The organism is Halomonas sp. HAL1 (genome assembly GCF_030544485.1).
Lineage (GTDB): Bacteria > Pseudomonadota > Gammaproteobacteria > Pseudomonadales > Halomonadaceae > Vreelandella > Vreelandella arctica.
On sequence record NZ_CP130610.1, the window covers coordinates 2,906,564 to 2,933,047 of the forward strand.

Annotated in this window: 24 protein-coding genes and 5 tRNA genes; 17 read left to right on the forward strand and 12 right to left on the reverse strand. The window is 54.4% G+C overall.

From position 1 onward, the window contains the following. The first annotated feature begins 57 nt into the window (after positions 1 to 57). Positions 58 to 639 (forward strand): polymer-forming cytoskeletal protein, encoded by a 582-nt coding sequence (locus tag Q3Y66_RS13705; protein ID WP_008957331.1) that lies wholly within the window; start codon positions 58 to 60, stop codon positions 637 to 639. Between the two features lie 34 nt (positions 640 to 673). Here the strand turns inward: Q3Y66_RS13705 and Q3Y66_RS13710 are convergent, their stop codons facing one another. The 5 genes from Q3Y66_RS13710 to hemA all read right to left on the reverse strand — a co-directional run bounded on the left by Q3Y66_RS13710 (position 674) and on the right by hemA (position 5,416). Next, a complete protein-coding gene (locus Q3Y66_RS13710; RefSeq protein WP_008957332.1) occupies positions 674 to 1,429 on the reverse strand; it encodes a molybdopterin-synthase adenylyltransferase MoeB in 756 nt (251 codons plus the stop codon). Positions 1,430 to 1,433: 4 nt separating this feature from the next. Beyond that, complete coding sequence (locus tag Q3Y66_RS13715; RefSeq protein WP_035586613.1) at positions 1,434 to 1,934, reverse strand: Lrp/AsnC ligand binding domain-containing protein; 501 nt, start codon at positions 1,932 to 1,934, stop codon at positions 1,434 to 1,436. A gap of 223 nt (positions 1,935 to 2,157) precedes the next feature. Then, positions 2,158 to 3,018, reverse strand: coding sequence for a peptide chain release factor N(5)-glutamine methyltransferase (gene prmC / locus Q3Y66_RS13720; RefSeq protein ID WP_008957334.1), 861 nt, complete (start codon positions 3,016 to 3,018; stop codon positions 2,158 to 2,160). After that, on the reverse strand, positions 3,018 to 4,106 hold the full coding sequence (prfA, locus tag Q3Y66_RS13725) for a peptide chain release factor 1 (protein WP_008957335.1): 1,089 nt from the start codon (positions 4,104 to 4,106) through the stop codon (positions 3,018 to 3,020). Before prfA ends, prmC begins: the two co-directional genes overlap by 1 nt. Continuing rightward, positions 4,103 to 5,416, reverse strand: a complete 1,314-nt coding sequence (hemA, locus tag Q3Y66_RS13730) for a glutamyl-tRNA reductase (protein ID WP_008957336.1) — start codon at positions 5,414 to 5,416, stop codon at positions 4,103 to 4,105. Before hemA ends, prfA begins: the two co-directional genes overlap by 4 nt. A 444-nt stretch (positions 5,417 to 5,860) precedes the next feature. Between hemA and Q3Y66_RS13735 the strand changes: the two genes are divergently transcribed. The 9 genes from Q3Y66_RS13735 to Q3Y66_RS13775 all read left to right on the forward strand — a co-directional run bounded on the left by Q3Y66_RS13735 (position 5,861) and on the right by Q3Y66_RS13775 (position 13,088). Then, positions 5,861 to 7,507 (forward strand): tetratricopeptide repeat protein, encoded by a 1,647-nt coding sequence (locus Q3Y66_RS13735; protein WP_238528483.1) that lies wholly within the window; start codon positions 5,861 to 5,863, stop codon positions 7,505 to 7,507. A 72-nt stretch (positions 7,508 to 7,579) separates the two neighbouring features. Further along, positions 7,580 to 8,227, forward strand: coding sequence for a lipoprotein insertase outer membrane protein LolB (gene lolB / locus Q3Y66_RS13740; protein ID WP_008957338.1), 648 nt, complete (start codon positions 7,580 to 7,582; stop codon positions 8,225 to 8,227). Positions 8,228 to 8,236: 9 nt separating this feature from the next. Then, positions 8,237 to 9,091, forward strand: coding sequence for a 4-(cytidine 5'-diphospho)-2-C-methyl-D-erythritol kinase (gene ispE / locus Q3Y66_RS13745; RefSeq protein ID WP_008957339.1), 855 nt, complete (start codon positions 8,237 to 8,239; stop codon positions 9,089 to 9,091). 93 nt (positions 9,092 to 9,184) lie between these two features. Further along, positions 9,185 to 9,259: transfer RNA gene (locus tag Q3Y66_RS13750), tRNA-Gln, on the forward strand. Between the two features lie 58 nt (positions 9,260 to 9,317). Next, positions 9,318 to 10,259 (forward strand): ribose-phosphate pyrophosphokinase, encoded by a 942-nt coding sequence (locus Q3Y66_RS13755; RefSeq protein WP_008957340.1) that lies wholly within the window; start codon positions 9,318 to 9,320, stop codon positions 10,257 to 10,259. A gap of 96 nt (positions 10,260 to 10,355) precedes the next feature. Beyond that, positions 10,356 to 10,997, forward strand: a complete 642-nt coding sequence (locus Q3Y66_RS13760) for a 50S ribosomal protein L25/general stress protein Ctc (RefSeq protein ID WP_008957342.1) — start codon at positions 10,356 to 10,358, stop codon at positions 10,995 to 10,997. Positions 10,998 to 11,151: 154 nt separating this feature from the next. Next, entirely contained in the window at positions 11,152 to 11,739 is a 588-nt protein-coding gene (gene pth / locus Q3Y66_RS13765; RefSeq protein ID WP_008957343.1) for an aminoacyl-tRNA hydrolase, read from the forward strand. A gap of 104 nt (positions 11,740 to 11,843) precedes the next feature. Next, entirely contained in the window at positions 11,844 to 12,935 is a 1,092-nt protein-coding gene (gene ychF, locus Q3Y66_RS13770; protein WP_008957344.1) for a redox-regulated ATPase YchF, read from the forward strand. 76 nt (positions 12,936 to 13,011) lie between these two features. Continuing rightward, positions 13,012 to 13,088: transfer RNA gene (locus Q3Y66_RS13775), tRNA-Met, on the forward strand. A gap of 79 nt (positions 13,089 to 13,167) precedes the next feature. Here Q3Y66_RS13775 and Q3Y66_RS13780 read toward each other — a convergent pair. After that, positions 13,168 to 14,487 (reverse strand): M18 family aminopeptidase, encoded by a 1,320-nt coding sequence (locus Q3Y66_RS13780; protein WP_008957345.1) that lies wholly within the window; start codon positions 14,485 to 14,487, stop codon positions 13,168 to 13,170. 139 nt (positions 14,488 to 14,626) lie between these two features. On the opposite strand from Q3Y66_RS13780, the gene Q3Y66_RS13785 reads away from it, so the two are divergent. Then, entirely contained in the window at positions 14,627 to 16,747 is a 2,121-nt protein-coding gene (locus tag Q3Y66_RS13785) for a carboxy terminal-processing peptidase (RefSeq protein WP_008957346.1), read from the forward strand. A 111-nt stretch (positions 16,748 to 16,858) separates the two neighbouring features. Here Q3Y66_RS13785 and Q3Y66_RS13790 read toward each other — a convergent pair whose 3' ends face one another. The 4 genes from Q3Y66_RS13790 to Q3Y66_RS13805 all read right to left on the reverse strand — a co-directional run bounded on the left by Q3Y66_RS13790 (position 16,859) and on the right by Q3Y66_RS13805 (position 17,814). Next, positions 16,859 to 17,224 carry a metalloregulator ArsR/SmtB family transcription factor gene (locus Q3Y66_RS13790; RefSeq protein WP_008957347.1) on the reverse strand — a complete coding sequence of 122 codons (366 nt, stop codon included), beginning with the start codon at positions 17,222 to 17,224 and terminating at the stop codon, positions 16,859 to 16,861. A gap of 237 nt (positions 17,225 to 17,461) precedes the next feature. Further along, positions 17,462 to 17,537 (reverse strand) — tRNA-Asn (locus Q3Y66_RS13795). Between the two features lie 67 nt (positions 17,538 to 17,604). Next, a tRNA-Asn gene (locus Q3Y66_RS13800) sits at positions 17,605 to 17,680 on the reverse strand. Between the two features lie 58 nt (positions 17,681 to 17,738). Continuing rightward, positions 17,739 to 17,814 (reverse strand) — tRNA-Asn (locus Q3Y66_RS13805). A gap of 181 nt (positions 17,815 to 17,995) precedes the next feature. Between Q3Y66_RS13805 and miaB the strand changes: the two genes are divergently transcribed. From miaB to lnt, 5 genes are all read left to right on the forward strand, one after another. After that, the gene (gene miaB, locus Q3Y66_RS13810) at positions 17,996 to 19,339 is read left to right on the forward strand and encodes a tRNA (N6-isopentenyl adenosine(37)-C2)-methylthiotransferase MiaB (protein ID WP_008957348.1); all 1,344 of its coding nucleotides are present in this window, start codon (positions 17,996 to 17,998) and stop codon (positions 19,337 to 19,339) included. Between the two features lie 85 nt (positions 19,340 to 19,424). After that, on the forward strand, positions 19,425 to 20,504 hold the full coding sequence (locus Q3Y66_RS13815) for a PhoH family protein (protein WP_008957349.1): 1,080 nt from the start codon (positions 19,425 to 19,427) through the stop codon (positions 20,502 to 20,504). Further along, positions 20,501 to 21,001: an rRNA maturation RNase YbeY gene (gene ybeY / locus Q3Y66_RS13820; RefSeq protein ID WP_008957350.1), complete on the forward strand. Its 501-nt coding sequence runs from the start codon at positions 20,501 to 20,503 to the stop codon at positions 20,999 to 21,001. Before Q3Y66_RS13815 ends, ybeY begins: the two co-directional genes overlap by 4 nt. 150 nt (positions 21,002 to 21,151) lie before the next feature. After that, a complete protein-coding gene (locus Q3Y66_RS13825) occupies positions 21,152 to 22,051 on the forward strand; it encodes an HlyC/CorC family transporter (RefSeq protein WP_008957351.1) in 900 nt (299 codons plus the stop codon). Positions 22,052 to 22,114: 63 nt separating this feature from the next. Next, positions 22,115 to 23,596: an apolipoprotein N-acyltransferase gene (lnt, locus tag Q3Y66_RS13830; RefSeq protein ID WP_008957352.1), complete on the forward strand. Its 1,482-nt coding sequence runs from the start codon at positions 22,115 to 22,117 to the stop codon at positions 23,594 to 23,596. Positions 23,597 to 23,712: 116 nt separating this feature from the next. Here the strand turns inward: lnt and Q3Y66_RS13835 are convergent, their stop codons facing one another. Continuing rightward, a complete protein-coding gene (locus Q3Y66_RS13835) occupies positions 23,713 to 24,774 on the reverse strand; it encodes an NAD(P)-dependent alcohol dehydrogenase (RefSeq protein WP_008957353.1) in 1,062 nt (353 codons plus the stop codon). A 248-nt stretch (positions 24,775 to 25,022) separates the two neighbouring features. Between Q3Y66_RS13835 and Q3Y66_RS13840 the strand changes: the two genes are divergently transcribed. Continuing rightward, positions 25,023 to 25,916, forward strand: coding sequence for an AraC family transcriptional regulator (locus tag Q3Y66_RS13840; protein WP_008957354.1), 894 nt, complete (start codon positions 25,023 to 25,025; stop codon positions 25,914 to 25,916). Positions 25,917 to 25,966: 50 nt separating this feature from the next. Here the strand turns inward: Q3Y66_RS13840 and Q3Y66_RS13845 are convergent, their stop codons facing one another. Next, complete coding sequence (locus Q3Y66_RS13845) at positions 25,967 to 26,392, reverse strand: VOC family protein (RefSeq protein WP_008957355.1); 426 nt, start codon at positions 26,390 to 26,392, stop codon at positions 25,967 to 25,969. Between the last annotated feature and the right edge of the window lie 92 nt (positions 26,393 to 26,484).

The window sequence follows — 26,484 nt, forward strand, 5'->3', positions numbered from 1 at the left end:
TTTAGATTAACGTGCGCCCATAAGGCGCTCTGCCGACAATTTAACAGGAGTCAATCGATGTTTAATAAAGCTAAGAATTCCTCATCAGAGAATAAATCTGCGACGCTGATCGCGGCCAAGCCCCATTCATCGCCTCAGCACTCACCAGTCAATAATGCGCGCTCAAGCCTCTCTGTCATCGGTAGCAACACTCAAGTGGAAGGCGATATCAATAGTGACGAAGATTTGACAGTAGAAGGACGCGTCAGCGGCATTATTACCTGCAAACAGCACACTGTGACGCTGGGCGCCAATGGCTATATTAAAGGTGATGTTTTTGCCCATACCTTGCATGTGTCAGGCGAAGTAAAAGGGAATCTCGTGGTCCTCCACCGAGCAACAATCCATAAAGGCGCTCATGTTTCAGGCACCATTATCGCCCCTTGCCTAGTATTGGAAGATGGTAGCGCTTTTCACGGCACTATCGATATGAACCCTGACAACGAGATATTAAAAAGTACTTTTAATGACAGTTCAGTCAGCGCTAAAAAGTCCTCACCTCTGAGCAGTACTGACGGTGCCCCTCCTAAAAAATCAACTATCGACAAACCTGCCGCTACTAAGAGCCAAGCTGTCCAGCACGATCAAACTGAAGCGTAAACGGGTGATAGGAGCCTTGTTGTTAACTGCATTCCTAGCGGTACTGGGCACATACGCTACAAGCGGGATCACGGCGAACTTGAAAATGCCGCCATTGTCCGCTTAAACCGTCAAAAGTGGACAGCCCCTGGTGAGCAGTGCCTGCGCCGCTTAGTAGCTTGAAGGCTTCAACTGCTTGAAAGCTGCCGATCAAGCCTACCAGTGGCGCCATGACCCCACTCTCTGCGCAACTAAGAGCTTCGTCACCACTGTCATCGGGTGGATATAAGCAAGCGTAGCAAGGGCACTCGGCATTGCGAGGGTCAAAGACGGCCAGCTGGCCTGAAAAACGAATGGCTGCGCCGGAAATCAATGGAACTCCGGCCTTTTGTGACGCCGCATTGACTGCATAACGGCTTGAAAAACGGTCGGTACAGTCCAGCACCACATCCGCTGAAGCCACTACGCGCTCAAGCGCTGCGCCTTCTACATGCTGGTCTATCGCCACGATGTCACAGTACGGATTAAGCGCTTGCATGCTGGCCTGGGCGGATTGTGCTTTATTTACTCCTACGCTTGCCTGCTGATGGGCTATTTGGCGCTGAAGATTAGAAAGTTCGACGTGATCGGCATCCGCGATGGTGATCCGCCCTACCCCAGCAGCCGCTAAATAAAGCGCCGCTGGCGAGCCCAAGCCGCCTGCCCCAATAATCACGGCGTGAGCAGATAGCAGGCGCTCTTGGCCCTCGATATCCACTTCGGGCAGCATGATTTGACGGCTATAGCGCAGCAGTGCCTGATCATCCATCATCGGCTTATTTATCCTCAAATTCCTCGAAGGCGGGGATGTGCAAATTGAAGCTCTCTTTCACCTCTTCCATCACCACATAGCTTTTTGACTCTTTCACCCCAGGAAGCGTTAACACCACATCGCCCAACAGTTGGCGATAGGCCGACATTTCGGGGATACGGCACTTTAAAATGTAGTCAAACTGCCCTGACACAAGATGACACTCTTGAATCTGGGGTAGTTTCTCGACCGCGCGGCGGAATTCATCAAATACGGCGGGCGATTGTGTTTCTAAACTGATTTCGACAAAGACTAATAAATTGGCCTTCAAGGCACGCGGATCGAGAATCGCCTGATAGCCACGGATAATGCCAGCCTTCTCCAAGCGTTTAACGCGCTCAAGACAAGGGGTTGTGGATAACCCTACTTCCGAGGCCAAATCAACATACGAAATACGCGCATTGTCCTGCAAGCAGCGCAGGATTTTAAGATCGATACGGTCCAGCGTTCTATTTTTAGGTTTCATGCCAGAGTCCTTCATGCCAGTGTCCTTCATGCCAGTGTCCTTCATGCCAGAGCCCTTCATGCGAGCCCCTTGCTAAGGGTTGTACTAAATGGCGCTGAGTGGGCAGACCATTTATATACAAATTCTAATCAATCAGTTAGTTATTAAAATAGCCTCTCAACATCAGCGCTTGAGGATTTGCAGCGGTTGTTGACATTAGCGCTGTCGTTTTAACCCGCTGAGTTTAAGTGGCTGTTATTAGGCGCCCTAGGGTAACCCGATCATGCCCTCCCAGGTCTCGAACACTTTCAACGTTCTGATAGCCAGCACTGCTCAGTGCCATGCGTACCTTTTCCGCCTGTGTATAACCGTGTTCAAGAAGCAGCCAGCCGGACGCTGTCAAATAGTGCCGAGCGGACTGCGCCAAGTGCAACAAATCCGCCATGCCATCAGCGTTTGCCACCAGCGCCGAGCGAGGCTCAAAACGCACATCGCCTTCTGCAAGATGAGGATCGTCGGCCGCAATATAAGGCGGGTTACTAACGATAATATCGAAAAGCGTACCGGCCTCAGCATAGCTTTCCAGCGCGCCAAACCAATCACTCTGCAGAAAATGGGCGTTGGTAATACCCAAGGCTTTCGCGTTGCTTGCTGCCAGCTCGACCGCCTCATCGCGCACATCGACGCCTAGCACTTGCCAGTCGGGCTGCTCACTGGCAAACGCCAGCGCAATGGCGCCAGTGCCGGTTCCAAGGTCAAGCAGACGGCCAGCGGGCAAAGTTGCTCGACTAAGTGCAAGCTCAACTAACGTTTCAGTATCGGGACGGGGAATTAACGTATTGGGAGAGGTCGTTAAGCGCAGTCCCCAAAATTCACGCTCGCCGGTTAAGTAGGCCACTGGCGTGCCCTGGGCACGTGCGTCAATGAGTGCATCGAAGCGCGAATGCTCCTGGGAGGAACACATTTTATCGCCCCAGGTGTAAAGCCAGGTACGATCCCGCTCAAGCACATGGCACATCAGTGCTTCAGCATCGACACGCGGCGAGGTAGACCCCGCCGTCTGTAACCTTTGTGCCGCCTGTTTCAACAGCGCGTCAAGCGACATTAGACGTCCTGAAGGGCTGAAAGCTGTTCCGCTTGATACTCGTGAATCAGCGGATTAATCACATCGTCCAACTGCTCGCCACTGACCACTTCATTAAGTTTATACAGGGTCAAGTTAATGCGGTGATCAGTGATGCGACCTTGCGGGAAGTTGTAGGTGCGGATGCGTTCGCTGCGATCCCCCGAGCCCACCAGCGAGCGGCGGGCATCGGCTTGCTCCTGACGCTGGGAATCTACCGCATTGCGTTTGAGCTTGGCTGCCAGCAGCGACATCGCTTTGGCACGGTTTTTATGCTGGCTGCGCTCTTCCTGGCACTCCACTACCACGCCGGTAGGCAGGTGAGTAATGCGGATGGCGGAATCGGTGGTGTTAACGTGCTGACCGCCAGCACCGCTGGAACGGTAGGTATCCACACGCAAATCGGCCGAGTTGATATCGATATCACCGACATCGTCGACCTCAGGCATGACCGCGACGGTGCAGGCAGACGTGTGTATACGGCCCTGAGATTCGGTCGCCGGTACGCGCTGAACCCGGTGGGCGCCGGATTCAAATTTTAGCTGGGCGTAAACACCATCGCCCTTCACCCTGGAGATGATCTCTTTGTAACCGCCCTGCTCACCGTGGCTGGCGCTGACGATTTCGACCCGCCAACCGCGCTTTTCCGCATAGCGCGAATACATGCGGAACAGATCACCGGCAAAGATAGCAGCCTCGTCGCCGCCGGTTCCTGCGCGTACTTCTAAAAATACCCCACGCCCATCGTCAGGGTCTTTCGGCACCAGCAGACGTTTAAGCTCGATATCTAATTCTTCTAACCGCTCACGCCCTTCGCTCAGCTCCATCTCCGCCAATTCGCGCATGTCAGCGTCGCTATCGCGGCTAAGCTGCTCGGCTTCATGCATATTGGTTTCGATGTCACGATAGCGCTGCCATGCGGCCACCAGCTCCTCTAGCTCGGAGTATTCTCGTGAGTAGTCGCGAAAGCGCTGCTGGTTATTGATCACTTCCGGATCAGACAGCAGCATCGCCAGCTCTTCAAAGCGTTCTGTAAAGCTGTCTAAGCGTTGGCGCAAAGTCTCTTTCATGCGGGCGTATCATCCTTCTGGCGTTTTACCGGGGGCGCAGGCGTGGTTTCAAAGGCTGGCTTAGCAGGCAACAGTAGGCGCGGCGCGGCATTCAGCAAGTCGTGATGCTCCTCTGAGGCGGCATCACGTATGGCTTGAGTCGGCTGGTGCAGCAGGCGGTTGGTCAACTGATGCGCCAAGCGCTCAATGACTTTAGCAGGGTCTTCACCGCGCGCCAGCCGCTCTAACGCTTGATCGCGTGAAAGATCGCGCAGCGCTTCGCCATGCTGGCGATAATCACGGATTAGTTCACCACCGTTGCGAATACGTCGTGCATGCTGCCAACTGCCCACCCCGTGCTCAATCAGCGATTCCGCTTGATCTGCAGCCACCTGGCGATGACGGCGATTCTCTTGAATCACCTCTTCCAGATCGTCGACGGTATAGAGGAATACATCGGCCAACTCGCCCACTTCGGGTTCGATATCACGCGGCACGGCGATATCGACCATAAATACCGGCCGATGGCGACGCTTTTTGAGCGCCCGCTCGACCATCCCTTTACCGAGAATAGGCAGCGGAGCCGCGGTGGAAGAGATGACGATATCGGCATGCTCAAGGGCTTCGGGAATTTCTTGAAGGGTAATCGCCGTCCCCCCCAAGGGGCCTGCCACGAGCTCGGCACGTTCGCGGGTGCGGTTGGCGACAGTAAGCTGGCGAACACCGGCTTCGTGTAAATGCCGGGCGACCAGTTCGATGGTTTCACCAGCGCCAATGAGTAACGCGCGTGAACGGCTAAAATCATCAAAAATACGGCTGGCCATACTGACCGCCGCGTAGGCCACTGAGACAGGGTTTTTGCCAATACCCGTTTCGGTACGTACCTGCTTGGCCACCGCAAAGGTGTGCTGGAACAGGCGTTCAAGCTCACCGCCCAACCCTTTCGACTCACGCGCCTGTTGATAGGCATCTTTCAACTGGCCCAGAATCTGCGGCTCGCCCAACACCATGGAATCCAGGCCAACCGCTACGCGCATTAAATGGCGCGCCGCATCGTTGTCTAGATAGTGGTAGGCACAGCGGGTCAGCTCATCGACGCGTAAGTTATGAAAGCGTCCGAGCCAATTGAGTACCGCCTGCTCGCCAGCCGCATCCGTGACACAGTAAAGCTCCGTGCGGTTGCAGGTCGATAGCACCGCCGCTTCACTAATTTGTGGCAGATTTCGCAATTCAGCCAGCGCAGTGTCAAGCTGCGCAGGCGAAAAAGCCACCTGCTCACGCACGGCCACGCTGGCGGTACGATGATTTATTCCCAGGGCAAGAAGCGTCATGCGTTATGCGTCTTCGCTAGTGTGTCGGACTTTCGCCGACCGCCGATCTTAAAGCGGCCGCACCGTCAATTAGGGCTTGCTCAAACAAGTCTTTGGCGTGGTTCAAGCGCTGCCTATAAAATAGGCATAAAGATTGCTGACCACTTTTTCAAGGAGGAACATTCTATCACAGCAGGCTATCATCTGGCCCACACCACTTTGCCGCAGGCAGGCAAGCCGCTATGCTGAGCATTCGGCCACTTAATCGAGAGACGCATGCGACCTCGCTCTACACTTCTGGGCTCTACTGTTCTGAGCTTTTCATTGTTGCGCTTTGCTTTTCCAAGCTCTGCTGTACGGCGTTCGTCGCTGCTACCAGTGGCCGCCGCAGCGTTACTCCTGGGCGGCTGCCAATCGACGTCCAGCCAGCAGGATGGCCCGCTGGGCACATGGGCCGATGACCCAATGCGCGAGGCCCCGCCTATAACGCGAGGGCTAGATGCCGCAGGGCTTAGCACGCTGTTGGGGGCTGAACTGGCTGGCCAGCGAGGCGATTACCGCTCGGCAAGCCAGGGGTATCTTGAAGCGGCGCAGCGCTATCGCGAGCCAGCACTTGCCGAGCGTGCGACGTTCGCCGCCCGCTTTGGCAACGAGACCTCTTTAATAGAGGCTTCTGCGCTACGTTGGCGTGAGCTGGCCCCACAGGCAGAAGCGCCCAATCGCTTATTAGCAGCTTTTTCATTACAGCGCGGTGATTGGCTCGACAGCCTTGAGCAGCGTATTGATATTGTCGAAGCTGGCGGCCACGGAGATTTGACTGCCTTTGCAGAAATTGCGGTGGCGGAAGAAGCGCCACTTACCTTAATTGCTCAGCAGTTGCGCGCGCACCTAGCCCAGCCCAACGCTGACCAGTTAGAACATCACAGCGATGTACTGCTGGGCACAGCACTGATTGAAGCCGCCCTTGGCGATACCGCCGTTGCCCAGCGGCGGCTTGATCAAGTCGCGCTGCTGGACCCTGAATCAGCGGCGTTATGGTTGGTAAGAGCACGCCTTGCGCTAGAGACAGAAGACTACTCGGCTGCTCAGCGGGCGGCACAACAGGGCTTGGAACTCGCCCCTGATGATGTGCGATTTATTTTGCTACTGGCCCAGGCCGAGCTTCGCCTCAACAACATCAGTGCGGCCGAGACGCAAACTAACGCACTGCTGGAGAGCCATGGCGGCAACCAGGACCTGCGCTTATCTCTGGCACAGTTGTATCTGGAAGAGGGGCACCCCGAACCCGCCCAACGCCTGCTGCAGCCGCTGATTGGCCAGCCAGAGGTGCCTAATCTAGCCTATTACCTGCTCGGGGCGATTACCCAGGCCCAAGGCGATACCGACAACGCGTTACTCTATTACCGTCAAGTCAGCGAGGGGGATGAATTTGTGCCCGCTCGCGCGGCTGCGGCGCAAATGTTGATTGAAGAAGATCGCCTGCTTGATGCCCGCGCTTTTCTGCGCATCGAACGGATGCGTTTTGACAGCTACTTTACTGAGCTGGTGATGCTCGAAGTTCAGTTGTTGGACGAAACCAATCAGACCGAAGAGGCCAATGCGCTATTAGACCGTGAAATCACCCGCACACCGGATGATGCTTCACTACTTTATATGCGCGCTATGCGCAGCTGGGAAGCTGGCGAAATTGCGGGAATGGAGGCTGATTTACGTCAAGTGCTACGCACCGACCCTGACAATGCCGAAGCGCTCAATGCGCTGGGGTACACGCTGGCCGATCTCAACCTGCCTGGGCGCCTACAAGAGGCGTTTGAACTGATTGAGCGCGCCTACGAAGCCGACCCAAACAACCCTGCCGTACTCGACAGCATGGGCTGGGTCTATTTTCGCCTTGGGCAGCCAGAAGAAGCGCTTCCCTGGCTTGAAAGCGCCTATACACAGATACCCGATCAAGAGGTCGCTGCCCATTTAGCCGAGGTCTTGCAGGCACTAGGTCGTGAAGAAGAGGCGCGCCGTCTGATCGAGCAGATTATGCAGCGAACCAACCTGCATCCGCAGATTGACGATTTGCTTAAGCGCTATCCTGAACTAACACCGCAAGCGACACCCTAACGCTACACCATCCGATTGAGCGCACCGACCATGCTACTCTTGCGCCGTCATCACCTAACATGGAGCCTGTTTATGCCGACACTGACGTCCCTTCCTTTACGCTCACCCGTTGCCATTCTTTCCCCGCGACTATGGGTTGTGGGCCTTACTCTCTTGTTTCTTGCTGGGTGCGCGTCGCAAGGCCCGGTGGATGAAAGTGGCCGACAAGCAGGCCAGTGGGAGCGTCAACTGGCTGAGGTAGAGGCATTCGACACCTGGACGCTGGTGGGCAAAGCGGGCCTGCGTACCTCGCAAGAGAACGTCAGCGCCAATCTGGACTGGAATCAGACCCCTTACTATTTCCGCATGCTGATCAGCGGACCGTTTGGTGGCGGGCGCAATGTGCTTGAGGGCCGTGAAGGTCGCTTCTCACTCTCCAATAGCGATGGCCGCTTTGAAGCAGAAACGCCGGAAGCCTTAATGGATGAGCAGCTTGGCTGGTCACTGCCTGTTAGTGCCATGCCTGACTGGGTACGCGGCCTACCCGGCGAAAATGACGACTATCAGATGGAAACCGATGAACTCGGCTTCCCCAGCCACTTGGCACAAGACGGTTGGGAAATTGACTACCGTGACTGGGAACAGTTTGAAGGCATGTGGCTGCCGCGACGGTTAATCATGAACTACGACGATGTACGTATCACCCTGGTCGTTAATCAATGGCAAGCCAGCGACGAGTAAACCGTTCAAATGAATGCGCAGCTTAGATTACCCGCCCCGGCCAAGCTTAACCGCATGCTGCATATCGTGGGCCGTCGTGAAGACGGCTACCACACACTGCAAACGCTGTTTCAATTTATTGATCTTAATGATCACCTTACGCTGACAGCCCGCGATGATGGAGAGATCCATCTAACCCATGAGGTCAGCGGCGTAAGCCACGATGACAATCTGATTGTGCGTGCCGCCCGTTTATTGCAGCGCCACAGCGGCACCCGCTTAGGGGCCACCCTCACCATAGAAAAGCAGCTGCCCATGGGCGGCGGCTTAGGTGGCGGCAGTTCCAACGCGGCCACCACACTAGTGGGGCTCAATCATCTCTGGCAGCTTCATCTGTCGTTAGACGAATTAGCACGCTTAGGGCTGCAGCTGGGAGCCGACGTGCCTGTCTTTGTGCACGGCTATAGCGCCTGGGCTGAAGGGGTGGGCGAGCAGCTTACCGCGGTGACACTGGACACCCCTTGGTTCGTCATTATTCACCCCGACATTAGCGTGTCTACGCTTGACGTCTTCCAAGACCCGCAATTGACACGTGACAGCCACCCCATTACTATGGCGCGCGCACTGCAGGGGGGAGCGCCGGAGTGGCGCAACGACTGTGAAGCCGTCGTAAAGGAACGCTATCCGCCAATTGCGGAAGCCCTTCACTGGCTTGCACAGCACGCACCTAGTCGGTTGACCGGCACGGGCGCTTGTCTGTTTGCTGCTTTTGAGACGCAGCAAGCAGCACAGGCAATCGCGCAATTAGCGGGTCAACGTTGGCCGACATGGGTAGCACGCGGACTCAACACCTCTCCCCTACATGATGCTCTGGGCTTTTTATAATCCCGCTCTGGGCAGTTTATAGTCCCGCTCTGGGCTATTTACAGTCCCGCTCTGGGCAGCTAAAAGCGCCCGGTCAGCGCGTTAGGTTATTGCTGGGGTATCGCCAAGTGGTAAGGCACCGCTTTTTGGTAGCGGCATTCCCAGGTTCGAATCCTGGTACCCCAGCCAACCCAACAATGGCCTGCGTTTTTACCCCTGATTCCCAACACTGCAAAGGTGGCTGCGCGTGTCAAAATTGATGGTTTTCGCCGGGAATGCTAATCCCGCACTCGCTCAAAAAATAGCCGAGAGCTTAGACAGCCGTATGGGTAATGCTACGGTGGGTCAATTCAGCGACGGCGAAATTGCAGTCGAGATCAATGAGAACGTGCGCGGTAAGGATGTTTTCATCCTGCAATCCACCTGTGCACCGACAAACGATAATCTGATGGAGTTGATCCTGATGGTCGACGCACTGCGTCGCGCCTCGGCAACTCGTATCACTGCTGTTTTGCCCTACTTTGGCTATGCACGCCAGGATCGCCGTGTGCGCTCCGCCCGGGTGCCTATTTCCGCCAAAGTGGTTGCCGACATGATGGTCAAGGCAGGCGTTGACCGCGTGATGACCATGGATCTACACGCTGATCAAATCCAGGGCTTCTTTGATGTCCCGGTCGACAACGTTTACGGCTCACCCATTTTGCTGGATGACATCGAGCGCCAGAATTATAGCGACCTCGTCGTGGTTTCCCCCGATGTGGGTGGCGTCGTTCGTGCACGTGCCATCGCCAAACAGCTGAACGCCGATCTCGCCATTATTGATAAGCGTCGTCCCCAGGCTAATCAAGCCCAGGTGATGCACATCATCGGTGAGATTGAAGGCCGTACCTGTGTCGTGGTCGACGATATGATCGATACCGCAGGCACGCTATGTAAAGCCGGTGAAGCGCTCAAAGGCCACGGCGCCAAGCGCGTCGTGGCTTATGCAACGCACCCGATTTTATCCGGCCCAGCGGTTGATAATATTACCAACTCCGTACTGGATGAAGTGGTGGTGACCGACACCATCCCGCTCTCTGACGTTGCTCGTCGAAGCGGAAAAATTCGCCAGTTGAGCGTTGCCGGCCTTATCGCGGAAGCGATTCGTCGGGTCAGCAACGAAGAATCTGTCAGCGCGATGTTCCACTAAACGCCTGACGATATAGCCCCCTTTTGGGGCCACGGAAACGCCAACGTCTGGTCGCGGTCGGTGGCGTCTTCCTTACTTAAACTAAGAGGCAATTCCATGTCTGATTTTATCCTAAAAGCCAGCGTTCGTAGCGACCTGGGGAAAGGTGCGAGCCGCCGCCTGCGTCGTGCGAACCAGCAAGTACCTGCCGTTGTATACGGTGGCGAAAAAGGCGCGCAGTCTATCTCTGTAGAAAAAACCGCGTTCTACAAAGCGATTGAAGACGAGTCCTTCTTCTCCTCGGTCATCAAACTGATGATCGAAGGTAAAGAAGAGCAAGTGGTTGTTCGTGACCTGCAGCGTCACCCGTTCAAACCGTTGCTAACTCACGCCGACTTCCTGCGCGTTGACGCTACCCACGAAATCACCATGAATGTGCCGCTGCACGTGAACGGCGAAGAAGCGTGTGTAGGCATTAAAGACCAAGGCGGTGAACTGCACGTACTGGCCAACGAAGTTGCGATCAGCTGCTTGCCGAAAGACCTGCCTGACTATCTTGAAGTCGACATTAGCGCACTTGAACTCGGCACTACGCTGCACCTGTCTGACCTTACCCTGCCGGCTGGCGTCACCTCTGTTGACTTGTCCCACGGTGAAGAGCACGACAATGCGGTACTCAGCATCACCAAAGTGAAAGTCCGTGTTGAAGAAGATGAAGACGGTGAAAGCGAAGGCGAAGCAGATTCCAGCGCCGAGTAAATAGCCGTTAAGCATCCTATGAGGGCCATGCCTGCATGGCCCTCGTGATGCTGACATGATGTTAGAATCAAGCGCCTCGGCGCTTGATTTTTTTTAGGGCTGGCGCTGGCGCGATGTCAAAAATTTCTCCTAGAAATGGGTATGAGGTAGGAATATGAGCCAGGTAACGGCCATTATTGGATTAGGTAACCCCGGCGCGGAGTATGACGCCACTCGCCATAACGCTGGCTTCTGGTTGGTCGATGCAATTGCGCGCAGCGCCCATGCAGAGTTGCGCCCGGAAAAGAAGTTTTTTGGCCACTACGCCAAAGTCCGCCTAGGCGACCATGAGCTGCACCTACTCAACCCCGCCACCTTTATGAATCGCAGTGGTGCCGCAGTAGCGGCCTTATGCCAATTTTTCAAACTGACGCCCGACAATTTGCTGGTCGCCCACGACGAACTTGACCTTCCGCCAGGGCAGGCACGCTACAAAACTGGCGGTGGGCACGGCGGCCATAATGGTCTACGCGATATCATTAGCGCGCTAGGCGATCAAAAGCAGTTTCACCGGGTACGTATCGGCATTGGCCACCCTGGGGAGGCACGCCAAGTCACTAATTATGTACTAGGGCGGCCCGGCAAGGCCGAACAAGAAGCGATCACTCATGCCATTGATGAGTGCATTACCACGCTGCCATTAGCGCTAGCGGGAGACTGGGCCAAAGCGATGAACCAGTTACACAGCCTTAAGTCAGAATAAACGCTGTCGAAAGCTGGCTGGCAACGCCGGTAGCTGACGGCTAGTGCATCTCGTAGAATGGCGATTATATTTACGCCCTACCACCTTATTTTCAGGAACATTTTATGGGTTTCAATTGCGGCATCGTCGGTCTGCCTAACGTCGGCAAGTCCACGCTATTTAATGCACTGACGAAGTCAGGCATCGATGCAGAAAACTTCCCTTTCTGCACCATTGAGCCAAACGTCGGTATCGTTCCGATGCCGGACCCGCGTCTTGATAAGCTCGCCGAGATCGTCAAGCCGCAAAAGGTACTGCCGACCACCATGGAGTTCGTCGACATTGCTGGCCTGGTCGCCGGGGCTTCCAAAGGCGAAGGGCTGGGCAACAAATTCCTGGCCAACATCCGTGAAACCCAGGCGATAGCCCATGTGGTGCGCTGCTTCGATAACGACAATGTTATCCACGTGGCGAATCAAGTCGATCCTCGTGCCGATATCGAAACGATCAATATAGAATTGGCGCTGGCCGACCTGGATACTGTCGAAAAAGCTAGCCAACGCTTGGTTCGTTCGGTGAAAGGGGGAGATAAAGACGCTATTGCCACCAAGGCGATTCTTGATCGTATTCAGCCCCACGTTGCGGAAGGCTTGCCGCTGCGCAGTTTTGGCTTGAGCGAAGAAGAGCAGCGTCAGGTGAAAAGCTTCGGCTTTTTAACCCTGAAGCCGACCATGTACATCGCCAACGTCAACGAAGACGGTTTCGAGAACAATCCTTACCTGGATATTGTTAACGAGATTGCCGCCGAAGAAGGCGCGTTGGTAGTGCCCGTGTGCAATCAGCTGGAAGCTGAAATCGCCGAGCTGGACGATGAAGAGCGCTCCATGTTCCTGAGCGAGATGGGCATGGACGAGCCGGGCCTTGATCGCGTGATTCGTGCGGGTTACTCCCTGCTAGGCCTGCAAACCTACTTCACAGCTGGTGTTAAAGAAGTTCGCGCCTGGACAGTGAAAGAAGGCGCAACAGCCCCAGAAGCAGCAGGCGTCATTCACACCGACTTCCAGAAAGGCTTTATTCGTGCCGAAGTCGTCGCTTATGACGATTTTGTTTCGCTGGGTGGCGAGCAAGGCGCTAAAGATGCCGGTAAGTGGCGTCTGGAAGGCAAAGAGTACATTGTTAAAGATGGCGACGTAGTGCACTTCCGTTTTAACGTATAAACGGCCACGCCAACATTCTTAGCAATAAAACATTGACTAAAATCAGTGTTATCAGTATCATTCGCCCCCGTTGAAAGGCTACGTAGCTCAGCTGGTTAGAGCACATCACTCATAATGATGGGGTCCCCTGTTCAAATCAGGGCGTAGCCACCAAAGCTTATTGAAAAGCCCGCTGATTCTGTCAGCGGGCTTTTTTTGCTTTAACTCGGCTGTGGCTATAGGCGCAACACGATCAACTCAACGTGGTGCGGTTTAAAAATTGCGTCAGCGCGCGAGTAAGGTACTCCACATCTTTAGTACCTGCAGTTTCTCGAATGGAGTGCATCGCCCATTGCGGGATACCAACATCAATAGTGGGTACGCCTAACTCGGTCGCGGTAATCGGTCCAATCGTGCTGCCGCAACCCATATCAGCCCGGGTCACGAACGACTGCACCGGGACATCCGCTTCACGACACACATCACGAAACAGCGCGCCGGTAACGCTATTAGTGGCGTAGCGCTGGCTCGCATTCACTTTGATCACCGGGCCGCCGTTAATCGCCGGGCCGTGGCGCTCATCGTGCTTGTCGCGAAAATTGGGATGCAGCGCATGGGCGTTATCGCACGAGATCATCAGCGACGACTGAATCAGCTGAATCAGTGACTCATCACTGCCCTTTTCACTTCCCTTGCCTCCCAGCTGACCATTAATGCGTTTTAGCACATCTGCCAGGAAAGGGCCTTGAGCTCCACAGGCGCTGGCACTACCCACTTCCTCATGGTCATTGGCCACTAGCACAGCCCCTTGACTACCATCGCTCTCTAGCAGCGCTTCTAACCCTATGAAGCAGGAAAGCAGGTTATCCAGTCGGGCGCTCGCCACCAGCTCTTGCTTGACGCCAACGAGTGATGGTGGCTGCACATCGTAAAAACCCAGCTCAAAATCAACCACTTCTACGGCACTCAGGCCGTGCTGCTGCTCTAGCCACTGCGCCACTAACTCGGCTAACGTGGCTGCCTCACTTTGCATCAACACCGGCGCCATTTGTGTCTGCGGATTTATCGGGCGGCCGCTGTTCACATCTCGATCAAGGTGGATCGCTAAACTTGGGATGGTGGCAATAGCACGATCGACATTGAGCAGCACGCTTTCTAAGCGCCCATCAGCGTGGCGCACATGAACGCGCCCTGCTAACCCTAGATCACGGTCAAACCAAGGCGCCATCAGCACACCGCCGTATACCTGTACGCCTAACTGCAGCCAACCCGCAGAACGCTGAGTAGCATTGGGCTTTAAATGTAGGCCGGGGCTATCGGTATGCGCACCAATCATGCGCAATTCGGTTAATCTAGACTCAGGTAATTGAAACGCAATAATGGCTGAGTCGTTACGGGTAACGTAGTAGCGCTTGCCCGGCGTCAGCTGCCAATTCGCCTTTTCTTCCAGCCGCTGAAAACCGGCTTGCTCCAATCGCGAGGCCATATTGCCTGCAGCATGCCAGGGTGTCGGTGATTGACGCAGAAAGTCACAGAGACGTGTTAAACGATCAGCGTTGAAAGTCTCGGACATGGAAATCCTCTTAACAGTAATGATTGAGTCTCATAGCGCAGGCGACCTGCTACAATACTCCCTCGACCTACGCAACTCATGGGTCACATTGCGTGTCTAGGGAAGAATGAGTGTACACAAATCCGGGAGAGCTTGACTGATGAGCTTGTTTGCAACGCTTTCGCGTTCGGTCGCCCTGGCTGTCATGCTGGTTGTTTCCAGCCCAGCCGCCTTGGCGCAACTCGAGCCGACCGACGAACAACGCCAGGCGGCAGTGGAAATTGCGGACTCGCTCCGCTACGGACACTATGCTGACGTAAATTTTGACGAAGCATGGTCGCAAGACACATTCCAACGCTATTTGGACATTCTTGACGGTCAGCGCGCTTACCTACTGCGCAGTGATATCGAAGCCTACCGCCATCTAGAAACCAGCATGGCAGACGCCATTTTTAGTGGCGATCTAGACGACGCTTTCAATCTGTATAACACGTTTAGTGAACGTCAACGCACTCGTGTTGAGTCGCTACTTACTCAGCTCGACGAAGGCCTTGATTTTAACTTTGAGAGCAATGAACGCTTAGAAATTGATCGTGAGGAGTCCCCATGGGCCTCCCGGCAAAGCGAACTCGACGAGCTATGGCGCAAACGGCTCAAAAATGACGCTTTAACCCTTGCCTTAACCGACCAGGACAGCGAACAGATTGAAACCAATCTGCGTCAGCGCTATGAAGGCCAACTGACCCGCCTGGAGCAAACCGAGCCTGAAGACGTGTTTGGCGTACTCATGGCAGCGGTCACTGGTAGCATCGACCCGCACACCGGCTACCTCTCCCCCCGCCAGGGTGAGTCGTTTGATATTCAGATGAGCCTCTCGCTTGAAGGGATCGGCGCCCTGCTTCAATCGGACGGCGAGTACGTTAAAGTTGCAAGCTTAGTACCCGGTGGCCCAGCAGAGCGCGCAGGCGTTTTGGAACCAGCAGACCGCATCATCGCTGTTGGCCAGGAAGAAGGCGAGATGGTTAATGTCGTCGGTATGCGTCTGGATAACGTTGTTGACTTAATTCGTGGTCCTAAAGGCTCCATCGTTCGTTTAGATGTGGTACCTGCCCAAGCAGTCGATATGACTCGCTCGCAAATCGTTGAAATTACCCGCGATACCGTCAGCCTTGAAGATCAAGCTGCCAGCAGTGAAATCATTGAAGTCGAACGCAACGGCGAGCCGCACCGCCTTGGGGTCATTAACGTGCCCACGTTCTACGTTGATTTTGACGCTTGGCAAGCCGGTGAAGAGGAGTATCGCAGTACCACACGCGATGTTGCCAAAGAAGTCGAACACCTTAAAGAAGAGGGCGTAGAAGGTATCGTGCTTGATCTGCGCAACAATGGCGGTGGCGCCCTGCAGGAAGCCAATTCATTGATCGGCTTGTTTATCGATCGCGGCCCCACCGTACAGGTACGCGACGCCCAGGGCCGCATCCAGCTCTACGGCGACAGCGAAGCAGGCACGCTCTATGACGGCCCGTTAGGCGTCTTAGTGAACCGCCTCTCTGCCTCTGCATCGGAAATTTTCGCTGGCGCTATTCAGGATTACGGCCGCGGCCTAGTGCTCGGTACGCCTACGTTCGGCAAAGGCACCGTGCAAACACTTAATGACCTGAGCCATGGCCAGATCAAGCTAACTCGCGCCAAGTTCTACCGTATTTCTGGCGATAGCACCCAGAACCGCGGCGTAGAGCCGGATATCGACTTCCCCAGCTTGATCGACCCCGAGCGTATTGGTGAAAGCAGCCTGGATAACGCACTAGCATGGGATACCGTTCAGAACGTTCAATATCGCCGCTATGGCGAACCTGAAAACATGCTGGAGCAACTCATTGCCCAACATGATGCCCGTGCGCAGGATAATGCCAATTTCCGCTATCTTGAACGCCAGTCCACACTTGCTCGTCAGCTACGCGAACAGCACACCAGCGTGAGCTTAAACCGCGAACAGCGCGAGCGTGAAATGGAAGCCCAGGAAGCCGAACAGCTCTCACTGGAAAACCAACGCCGCCGCGCGCTGGGCCTGGAAGAGCTGGATGAGTGGATGGACGCTAGGATAGACGCCACGGCAGGAATAGGCGGCGAAGAGAGTGATGATGCTGCTGCCTCACAAGAGAGCGAAAGCGAAGAGGATGAAGCACTGGCCGTCGATCGCGCCTACGTGCTGGAATCAGCAGAGATACTTCTCGATTACGTCCATTTGCAGGATTCTCAGCGGTTAGCGGCCAAGCGTTAACACGCACGGTTAAAGCACACTGAGAAAAAACGCCGACTCCTTTATAAGGGTCGGCGTTTTTATTGCGCTATTTTTTTAATCTATTTTTTAATCGCCTGCCTCTGCATCGCGTTAACACAGCGCCGCTCGGCGGGCAGGCCGATCACCCATTCGCGTTAAGCGCTGCGTGAGTGCCGCTAATTGCACAGCGCTGCCTTGGGTGCCCGCCTGAACAATATCGTGGGCCCAGGCAGGTAATTGAGAGGCAAGGCGGTAATAGACCCACTGCCCCTCACGCTGATCGCTAAGCAACCCACATTGACGTAACTGAGCCAAGTGCCGTGATACTTTGGGCTGTGACTCCTGCAGCGCATGGGTCATTTCACACACGCACAGCTCCTGCTCTTGAGCAATTAGCAGCACCAGCATCAAACGCGTTTCATCGCTTAAACACTTAAATACTTGCAGCGCCTGAGGCGCAGTAACGTTGCCCACCATAAATTTCCTAAACCAATGGATTATCAATGTAGTTTACGTCACTAAATCGGTTGACGGTAAGCACCGATACTTCTAATGGCGAACCGGCTCACAACGCCAGACACGACAAAACTGCCTAGGCATTAGCTGGCAATGGATATAGCAAAGGAGAAAAGGAAACACTAGAAATGAACACTTTCAGTCAACGCAGAGAAAACTGGGCGCTAATGAAAAGCAAATAAGAAGGGGGAAATTAATTGGCTCCTCGAGCAGGACTCGAACCTGCGACCCAATGATTAACAGTCATTTGCTCTACCAACTGAGCTATCGAGGAATCATGCACTACCCAGAACGGTACGCCGTAAAAAGGCAGTTAAAGAGATACTAACGGTATTACAACTTGGCTCCTCGAGCAGGACTCGAACCTGCGACCCAATGATTAACAGTCATTTGCTCTACCAACTGAGCTATCGAGGAACATCATAAGTTGTCGTGTTTTAAGCAAAGCCCTTCGCCTTAAAGCGGTAGCGAAGATTGGCTCCTCGAGCAGGACTCGAACCTGCGACCCAATGATTAACAGTCATTTGCTCTACCAACTGAGCTATCGAGGAACTGCTCAAACACGGTGCGTAGTATACCCATTGAAATGTGGTGGTCAAGTATCGATTATGGCCGAATGCTAGCCCCAGGTTTCTTGTGCCCGTATAATGGGGATATCCAAAAGTGGCATGGCCCACTATCCGACACTCCATTCATCCTCGTCCCTTGACGACTCATAGATGACAGGTACCGATGGCGAAGAAGCTCTTCATCAAAACGCACGGCTGCCAAATGAACGAGTACGACTCCTCCCGCATGGCGGATCTACTCGGCGAATCTCACCAGCTCGAACTCACTGATAATGAGCGTGAAGCCGATGTCATTCTGTTAAACACCTGCTCGATTCGCGAGAAAGCGCAGGAGAAAGTTTTTCATCAGCTGGGCCGCTGGAAAAAACTTAAAGATGCCAACCCCGATCTAGTGATTGGCGTGGGTGGCTGCGTGGCCAGCCAAGAAGGCGAAGCCATTCGCAAGCGCGCACCGCACGTGGACATGGTATTTGGGCCGCAAACCCTGCACCGCGTCCCCTCAATGCTGGATGCCCGCAGCAATAACCAAATTGCCGCCGTGGATGTCACCTTTCCTGAGATCGAAAAGTTCGACCATCTGCCCAAGCCCTCCTCCGATGGCGCCACCGCATTCGTGTCGATCATGGAAGGCTGCTCCAAGTACTGCACCTTCTGCGTGGTGCCTTACACCCGTGGCGAAGAAGTTTCACGACCCTTCGAAGCGGTTATGGATGAAGTCATCCACCTTTCCGATCAGGGCGTGCGTGAGATCAATTTGCTGGGCCAGAACGTGAATGCCTATCGCGGTGAGAATCAGCTTGGCGACGAGATCGACCTGGCCGAGCTGATTGCCTGTGTGGCGGCAGTAGACGGGATCGATCGCGTCCGCTTCACCACCTCGCACCCGGTTGAGTTTACCGACAGCCTCGTAGACGCCTTCGCCGATATCCCAGAGCTGGTGAGCCACCTACACCTGCCGGTACAGTCGGGTTCAGACCGTATTCTTACCGCCATGAAGCGCGGGCATACGGCGGCGGAATACATCGAAAAGATGGAGCGTATCCGCGCCAACCGTCCGGATATCAGCTTCTCTTCAGACTTTATCATCGGTTTCCCCGGCGAAACGGAAGAAGATTTTGAAGCGACGATGAACCTGATTCACCAGATTGGCTTCGACCACTCGTTTAGCTTCGTTTACTCCGCACGCCCCGGCACACCTGCTTCCGGCCTGCCAGATGAAACACCAGAAAGCGTGAAAAAGCAGCGCCTGGCAATTCTGCAGGAGCGGATAATTCAGCAAACTGCGCAAATTAGCCGCCGCATGGTGGGTAGTACGCAGCGTGTACTGGTTAACGGCTTTTCGCCCCGTGACCCTGGCCAACTCTCAGGGCGTACCGAGAACAACCGCGTGGTGAACTTCCGTGCCGCCAACCCTACCGAGCTAATCGGCTACTTTGTCGATGTGGAGATCACCGAGGCCTTCCCCAATTCGCTGCGCGGCGAACTGGCCTCACCCGAGCGCTATTAAACGTTCACTTAGCATAGATCATTGCCCCGCTTCAGGCGGGGCAGTAAGCTGAACGATACACACACTAACGAGGGGTTCCCCACTCTTGAGCCAGCCAACACCTCAGGCCAATCGCATCATCACCTTAAGCCTTGAACCCAATGATCCGCAGCGCCTTGCTAGCCTTTGCGGCCAGCAGGACGAGCATTTGAAGCTGATTGAAAGCCGCCTGGACGTGACGCTGCGCAACCGAGGCAATGTGTTCCAACTGGCGGGCCCCGCCAATCGCATTAAAGCAGCGGCAAACGTACTGGAACATCTCTACCGCGAAACGGCATCCAGCGAACTTGAAGCCGATACCGTCCACCTCTTCCTACAGGAATCGGGGCTTGAAGCGATAGAAGATGAAGAAGATGGTAGCGGTAGCAGCGACGAAGTGATCATGCGCACGCCGCGCACCATGATCAAACCGCGTGGCCTTAATCAGCAGCGCTATGTGTCCAGCATCCGCGAACACGATATCAATTTTGGTGTTGGCCCTGCGGGCACAGGCAAAACTTATCTAGCGGTCGCTGCGGCGGTTGAAGCGCTCAATCAACAGGAAGTACGCCGCATTCTGCTTGTGCGCCCTGCCGTCGAAGCGGGTGAGAAACTTGGCTTTCTACCTGGTGACCTGGCCCAGAAAATCGACCCCTACTTGCGTCCTCTTTATGACGCTCTGTACGAGATGATCGGTTTTGAACAGGTGGCCAAACTGATTGAGCGTCAGGTAATTGAGATTGCCCCGCTGGCCTATATGCGCGGTCGTACGCTCAACAACTCCTACATCATTCTGGATGAGAGTCAGAACACTACGCCAGAACAGATGAAAATGTTTCTGACCCGGATTGGTTTTGGTTCCACCGCCGTCATTACCGGCGATGTGACCCAGGTCGATTTGCCCAAAGGGCAGCGTTCAGGGCTGATTCAGGTGCTCGACGTATTGAAAGACACCCCAGGCATTGGCGTTACTCACTTTGCCGCCAAGGATGTGGTTCGCCACCCGTTGGTTCAGCGCATTATCGAAGCCTACGACATGTTCGAGTCTCAGCAAGAAGTGGAAGAGCGTGCCCGCCGTGAAGTGCGCCAGCAAGAACGTGATGCCCGCATGCAAACGCGAGAAGGCTCCTGGGATAGCTCGCGATGAACGAGCCTACGAGTGATGAGCTAATAATTGATCGTCAGGCAGCGATCAACGAACCCCTGCTCCCCTCTCTGACACAGCTCACCCACTGGGTGGGCTGTGTTTTTGCGCACCACCCCGATGACCAGCGTCGGGAAGTGACTATCCGCTTCGTGGATGAGAGAGAAAGTCAGACGCTTAACCGCGACTACCGGGGCAAAGACAAAACCACTAACGTGCTGTCGTTTCCCTTTGAGAGCCCGCCCGGGGTTGAATTACCGCTACTGGGTGATCTCGTGATTTGTCACGCTGTGGTGGCTCAGGAAGCTCGCGAGCAGCGCAAACCGCTTGAGCATCACTATGCTCATATGGTCGTGCATGGCATCTTGCATTTAATGGGCTACGATCATATTGATGATCAGGAAGCAGAAGAAATGGAGCAGTTCGAGCGCGAACTATTGGCTGAGCTGAACATTCCCGACCCTTATGCTGACAATACCTCCGATGGCATTAATGGCTAAACGCTTTGGGTTTTTATTATTTGATAGTGGGTGCGTTAATTCAGGTAACAACGAATCTGGTACTATCCCCCGCATCAGTGATAAAACAGCTACCTGACAACGCCGTAAATAAGATAGCAACTGTCTGCCCGCAAACGAGAGAATTGACGCATGAGCGAAGACCGATCGAGCAACCCCAATCAAAAATCCTGGCTCGAGAAAATCTTTGGCGCCCTTTCCGGAGACAATGACGAACCCAGCTCACGCGATGAGCTGATGACGTTTTTACGCCATACCGCAGGGAAACTAAAGCTGGACCAAGACGCCATCATGATCATCGAAGGCGCGCTTGAGATCAGCGACCAGCAAGTACGCGAAGTGCTGATACCGCGCTCCCAGGTCTCAGCCATCGCGCTGGATCAAACCAGCGACGGCTACCTACCCCTCATTCAGGAAACCGGTCACTCCCGCTACCCGGTGATTGGTGAAAACCTGGATGATGTGAAAGGTATTCTGCTGGTAAAGGATCTGTTACCGCTACTTTCCCAAACGCAGGCCCAGCGTGACGCTTTCAAACTTGATGACATCTTGCGCCCAGCGATGTTTATTCCTGAGTCAAAACGCCTTAACAGCCTGCTCAAAGAGTTTCGTGATACCCATAATCACATGGCCATCGTCGTTGACGAATACGGCGGCACTGCGGGCATTATCACCATTGAGGATATCCTTGAGCAGATTGTCGGCGACATCGAAGATGAACACGATACCGACGAAGAGGATGATATCCGCGAGATCGAAAATGGCCGTTTTGCCATTCGCGCGCTAACCCCCATCGAAGACTTCAACGAACGCTTTGACACTGAGTTCTCCGACGATGAGTTCGATACGGTTGGCGGCCTGGTAATGCAACAGTTCGGCCATCTGCCTCGGCGCGGAGAACATACCATTCTTGGTGGCTGGCGATTTGTGATCCTCAATGCTGACACCCGTCGTATTCGTCTCCTCGAAGCCTACCGTGACACTCGTCGTGAAGACGAAGAAGATGATGACCAGGAAAACAAGCCAGCCTAGTCGCTGATCGTCACTCTGCTCTCTATCCGCTTTCTCGCACTTTACCGTAGATAGGTTATCGCTATGGGTTTCCCCCCCGCGTTTTTGTTACAGCTGCTTGCCGCCCTGATTGCTGGTGGATTCACCACCCTTACGGCCTCACCGTTTGAACTGTGGTGGCTTGGCCCGGTGGCCATTGGTTTACTTTACACGGGCCTGCACACGTTAACCCCCGCTCAGGCGGCCCTAAAGGGGTGGCTATATGGCGTGGCGCTCTTCGCCAGCGGCACTTCGTGGGTGTATGTCTCTATTCACGACTATGGCTATACCGGTGTACCACTGGCCGTTTTCCTAACCGCGCTGTTCGTGACGATTTTGGCGCTGTTTTTTGCCGGCACCTTCTGGCTCTACCGCCGCTTCACCTCCGCCCGGTTAGCGTTCATCAGCTTTGCAGGCGCCTGGGTGTTGGGCGAGGTGCTACGTACCTACCTGTTTACCGGCTTTCCCTGGCTGCTGCTGGGCTCTGGCTATGTCGATTCGCCACTAGCCGCCTGGGCACCCGTTGGTGGCGTCTATCTGCTTTCTCTATTAGTAGCACTTAGCGGTGCGCTTGGTGCTGAACTACTGCTGCGCCGCCGGTGGTGGGCACTCGCACCACTGGCAGCGATTTGGCTAGTCCCGTTGGCATTGCCTCAGCAGTGGACCACGCCAGTAGATGAGCCCACTCGTGTCGCCCTGTTACAAGGTAATCTGCCGCAGCTGTTGAAGTGGACCCCTGAAGGGCAACGGGAGGCCGCTAACACCTACAGCGAACTAACTCGCGAAGTTGCCGACGACGTTGACCTGATTATCTGGCCTGAAACCGCTCTGCCGATGATGGAAACCCAGGCCCGCCCAGTGCTGGAACGAGTGCAATCTAACCTACCGCCCGATGTCGCCCTGCTCACCGGCATCGTTCAGCGCGACGACCAAGAGCGCTATTTCAATAGCGTCATTGGCGTAGGCAATGTAGAGGGCAGCTACCAGAAAGAGCACTTAGTGCCTTTTGGTGAGTACTTGCCGCTGGAAAGCGTACTCCGCGGGGCGATCGATTTCTTTGACCTTCCAATGTCGACCTTTACCAAAGGCGAGCACGAGCAAACACCCATGCAGGCCGCGGGGATAAATATAGGCAATGCGATCTGCTATGAAATTATCTACCCGCAGTTAGTTGCCCGCCGCGCGCAAGACAGCGGTGTTATCATGACGGTCTCCAACGACACTTGGTTTGGCGCCTCAATTGGCCCTCATCAGCATTTGCAGATGGCCCGACTGCGAGCGCTAGAGAATGGTCGCTATGTGGTCCGCGCCACCAGCAACGGTATTACGGCGATTATCGACCCCAAAGGCCATATCGTTGAGCGCGCACCGCAGTTCGAAACGACTCTGATAACCGGTGAATTCTACGCCATGGAAGGTTTGACACCGTTTACCCGCACAGGCAGTTGGCCCGCTTGGCTGCTAGCAGGCTTGTTGCTTTTATCCGGCGTTGCTGCGCGAGGCGGCCAACGTGACGCAAAAAGCTGATACAGAAAAAACTGATACATAGTACTCGCCCGTAGCAAAATGGCCCGCGTCCTTTGTAGGACGCGGGCCATTTCGTTGGTTCAAGCTAGCGCTATAGGCAAGTGAATGCCAATAGATTAGGCAGCGCTGTTTTTCAACGTCGCCATATCAATCACAAAGCGATAGCGTACATCGCCTTTTTCCATGCGCTCAAAGCCTTCGTTGATGTTGTTGATATCCAACATCTCGATATCACAGGTAATGCCTTGGTCAGCACACAGCTTGAGCAGCTCTTCGGTCTCTGCAATGCCGCCAATCAGCGAACCGGCAACTACACGACGTTTGAAGACCAAGTTAAAGGCTTCAATGGCTGGCTCAATAGGTTCAAGCAAACCGACAATAATGTGCGTACCGTCGTACTTCAGCGACTTCAGGTAAGGGTTAAGGTCATGCTGTACGGGTACGGTGTCTAGCATAAAGTCGAAGGTTTCAGCCACGGCATCCATCTGCGCCTGGTCGCTGGAAACCACCACGTGGTCAGCACCGTTGCGCTTAGCTTCTTCAACCTTGGCATCTGAGCGGGTGAATACGGTGACTTCCGCACCCAACGCCTTAGCCAGTTTAACGCCCATATGGCCTAAGCCACCCATACCAATCACACCAACTTTATGGCCTTTACCGACGCCATGATGCTTGAGCGGTGAATAGGTCGTCACGCCGGCACAAAGAATCGGCGCTGCTGAGGCTAGATCGATGCCATCAGGCATCTGCAGTACAAAGTGCTCACTCACTACGATGGAGTCGGAGTAGCCACCCTGGGTCATAGTGCCGTCTTGGCGGTCTTCGCTACCATAGGTCATGGTGAAGCCTTCCAGGCAGTACTGCTCTACGCCATCTTTACAGGCGGCACAGGTACGGCATGAATCCACCATGCAGCCAACGCCGACTAAATCACCGGCTTTAAAACGTGAAACTTTATCGCCGACCGAGGTCACGCGTCCGACAATTTCATGGCCGGGGACGACAGGGTACTGGCTCATTCCCCAGTCATTGCGGGCAAAGTGCAGGTCGCTGTGGCACACGCCACAGTAGAGAATTTCAATCGCCACATCGTCCGGGCGCGGTTGGCGACGGTCAAAGTTGAACGGTGCTAACGGTTTGTTCGCAGCAAATGCTGCAAAGGATTTGGCTTGGTTCATCGGTGGGGCTCCATCTTGACTTCACAACCAGACTTAAAAACTGTTTTTTTTCAAAACCAACTTTCAAAACAGCAGACATTTCCCCGCGTGCGAGATATGTCGATAGTATTGGCCTAATCCATGAGGATAGCGATGAACGAAGCTACGTCATTTTTGCCAATTACTCCGATAACACGTAATAAAATAACAAAAAATAGCTTAAAATCGCTATGATTATGCAAAAGCTACCAGAAACCAGAGAGAACCCCATGGCCTCCACCGCTCAGGCTGGCAATGCGCTGGCTACGGTTATCGCACCACTCGTCAAAAGCGACGGTATCAGTCAAACGACTCTGCCCGGCGTATCGTTACTCTGTTTAAGCCGCCACCAAGTGCGTACGCCGCTTCTCTATGAGCCAAGCCTTACCATTATTGCCCAGGGGCAAAAGATGGGGTATCTGGGCGATCGTGAAATCCACTACGACCCCGGCCACTATTTAGTTCAAACGCTGCCCATGCCGTTTGAGTGCGAAACTTACGGTTCACCGGAAGCCCCGTTGCTAGGTATATCGGTACGCCTGGACCCGGCACTGTTGAGCGAGATGGTGACCGCCATGGGCGAGGCGGTACAACAGAACCAAACGCCACTGCCAATGGCATCAGTCGCCATGAACGATGGTATGCAAGACGCCGTACAGCGTTTGGCGCGCACACTGCATGCGCCTGTTGAATGCAAAACGATGGGCACGGCGCGTATTCGTGACGTGGTATTCGAGGCATTAAAGGGGGAGCAAGGCCAAGCGCTAAGGGCGTTGGTATTGGGGCATGGCAACTATTCGCGCATCGTGCAGGTGCTTTCGAGGCTTCATGCCAATTTTGCTGAAGACTTTAGCATTGAACAGCTGGCAGCCCAGGCCAATATGAGTCCGTCGACATTTCACCAGCACTTCAAGCAGATTACCCGCGCGTCACCAGCTCAGTACTTAAAGCGGCTGCGCTTAATCAAAGCCCAGCAGTTACTTTTGCAGGACAACCACAACGTCAATCAGGCCGCTGCGGCGGTTGGCTACCGCAGCGTGCCTCAGTTTAGCCGCGACTATAAGCGCTATTTTGGCGAGCCTCCGCTTCAACATCGTCGACAGGAACAGGCGTTACAGGCCTGACATTGGGGCGCCATAGCGTTTTACAGTCACTACTGATTACTTGGCAAAGTCTATTTTGCAAAGATCTGGCTCATATCTTTGAACGCCTTGAACTCCAGGGCGTTTCCGCAAGGGTCGAGCAGGAACATCGTGGCCTGTTCACCCACTTCGCCTTTGAAACGTACGTAAGGCTCAATCACAAATTGTGTATCCCGCGCTTTCAGGCGCTCGGCCAACGCTTCCCATTCGTCCCATTCTAGAATCACCCCGAAGTGCGGCACCGGTACATTGTGCCCATCCACCGGGTTGGTGTGAGCGCTCTCTTGCCCCGGCGTTTTGGGTTGCTCGTGAATGACCAACTGATGGCCGAAGAAATTAAAGTCAACCCACTGCTCACTGGAACGCCCCTCTTCCAGGCCAAAAACGTCATTATAGAATGCCCGTGCCAGCGCAACATCGTAAACAGGAATCGCCAAATGAAAGGGTGAAAGGCTCATCGTCATCTCCAGCTTAAGTCGGTTTATGGGGATTGAGTGACACTTTGTGCTGCCACGCTGTATTCATCCTAGGGCGACGCATGGGAAAATAA

Excerpts from the sequence above, each read along its gene's own strand:
- Q3Y66_RS13705 (WP_008957331.1), top strand. The coding sequence starts at position 58 with ATGTTTAATAAAGCTAAGAATTCCTCATCAGAGAATAAATCTGCGACG.
- Q3Y66_RS13710 (WP_008957332.1), bottom strand. The coding sequence starts at position 1,429 with ATGATGGATGATCAGGCACTGCTGCGCTATAGCCGTCAAATCATGCTG.
- Q3Y66_RS13715 (WP_035586613.1), bottom strand. The coding sequence starts at position 1,934 with ATGAAACCTAAAAATAGAACGCTGGACCGTATCGATCTTAAAATCCTG.
- prmC (WP_008957334.1), bottom strand. The coding sequence starts at position 3,018 with ATGTCGCTTGACGCGCTGTTGAAACAGGCGGCACAAAGGTTACAGACG.
- prfA (WP_008957335.1), bottom strand. The coding sequence starts at position 4,106 with ATGAAAGAGACTTTGCGCCAACGCTTAGACAGCTTTACAGAACGCTTT.
- hemA (WP_008957336.1), bottom strand. The coding sequence starts at position 5,416 with ATGACGCTTCTTGCCCTGGGAATAAATCATCGTACCGCCAGCGTGGCC.
- Q3Y66_RS13735 (WP_238528483.1), top strand. The coding sequence starts at position 5,861 with ATGCGCGAGGCCCCGCCTATAACGCGAGGGCTAGATGCCGCAGGGCTT.
- lolB (WP_008957338.1), top strand. The coding sequence starts at position 7,580 with ATGCCGACACTGACGTCCCTTCCTTTACGCTCACCCGTTGCCATTCTT.
- ispE (WP_008957339.1), top strand. The coding sequence starts at position 8,237 with ATGAATGCGCAGCTTAGATTACCCGCCCCGGCCAAGCTTAACCGCATG.
- Q3Y66_RS13760 (WP_008957342.1), top strand. The coding sequence starts at position 10,356 with ATGTCTGATTTTATCCTAAAAGCCAGCGTTCGTAGCGACCTGGGGAAA.
- pth (WP_008957343.1), top strand. The coding sequence starts at position 11,152 with ATGAGCCAGGTAACGGCCATTATTGGATTAGGTAACCCCGGCGCGGAG.
- ychF (WP_008957344.1), top strand. The coding sequence starts at position 11,844 with ATGGGTTTCAATTGCGGCATCGTCGGTCTGCCTAACGTCGGCAAGTCC.
- Q3Y66_RS13780 (WP_008957345.1), bottom strand. The coding sequence starts at position 14,487 with ATGTCCGAGACTTTCAACGCTGATCGTTTAACACGTCTCTGTGACTTT.
- Q3Y66_RS13785 (WP_008957346.1), top strand. The coding sequence starts at position 14,627 with ATGAGCTTGTTTGCAACGCTTTCGCGTTCGGTCGCCCTGGCTGTCATG.
- Q3Y66_RS13790 (WP_008957347.1), bottom strand. The coding sequence starts at position 17,224 with ATGGTGGGCAACGTTACTGCGCCTCAGGCGCTGCAAGTATTTAAGTGT.
- miaB (WP_008957348.1), top strand. The coding sequence starts at position 17,996 with ATGGCGAAGAAGCTCTTCATCAAAACGCACGGCTGCCAAATGAACGAG.
- ybeY (WP_008957350.1), top strand. The coding sequence starts at position 20,501 with ATGAACGAGCCTACGAGTGATGAGCTAATAATTGATCGTCAGGCAGCG.
- Q3Y66_RS13825 (WP_008957351.1), top strand. The coding sequence starts at position 21,152 with ATGAGCGAAGACCGATCGAGCAACCCCAATCAAAAATCCTGGCTCGAG.
- lnt (WP_008957352.1), top strand. The coding sequence starts at position 22,115 with ATGGGTTTCCCCCCCGCGTTTTTGTTACAGCTGCTTGCCGCCCTGATT.
- Q3Y66_RS13835 (WP_008957353.1), bottom strand. The coding sequence starts at position 24,774 with ATGAACCAAGCCAAATCCTTTGCAGCATTTGCTGCGAACAAACCGTTA.
- Q3Y66_RS13840 (WP_008957354.1), top strand. The coding sequence starts at position 25,023 with ATGGCCTCCACCGCTCAGGCTGGCAATGCGCTGGCTACGGTTATCGCA.
- Q3Y66_RS13845 (WP_008957355.1), bottom strand. The coding sequence starts at position 26,392 with ATGAGCCTTTCACCCTTTCATTTGGCGATTCCTGTTTACGATGTTGCG.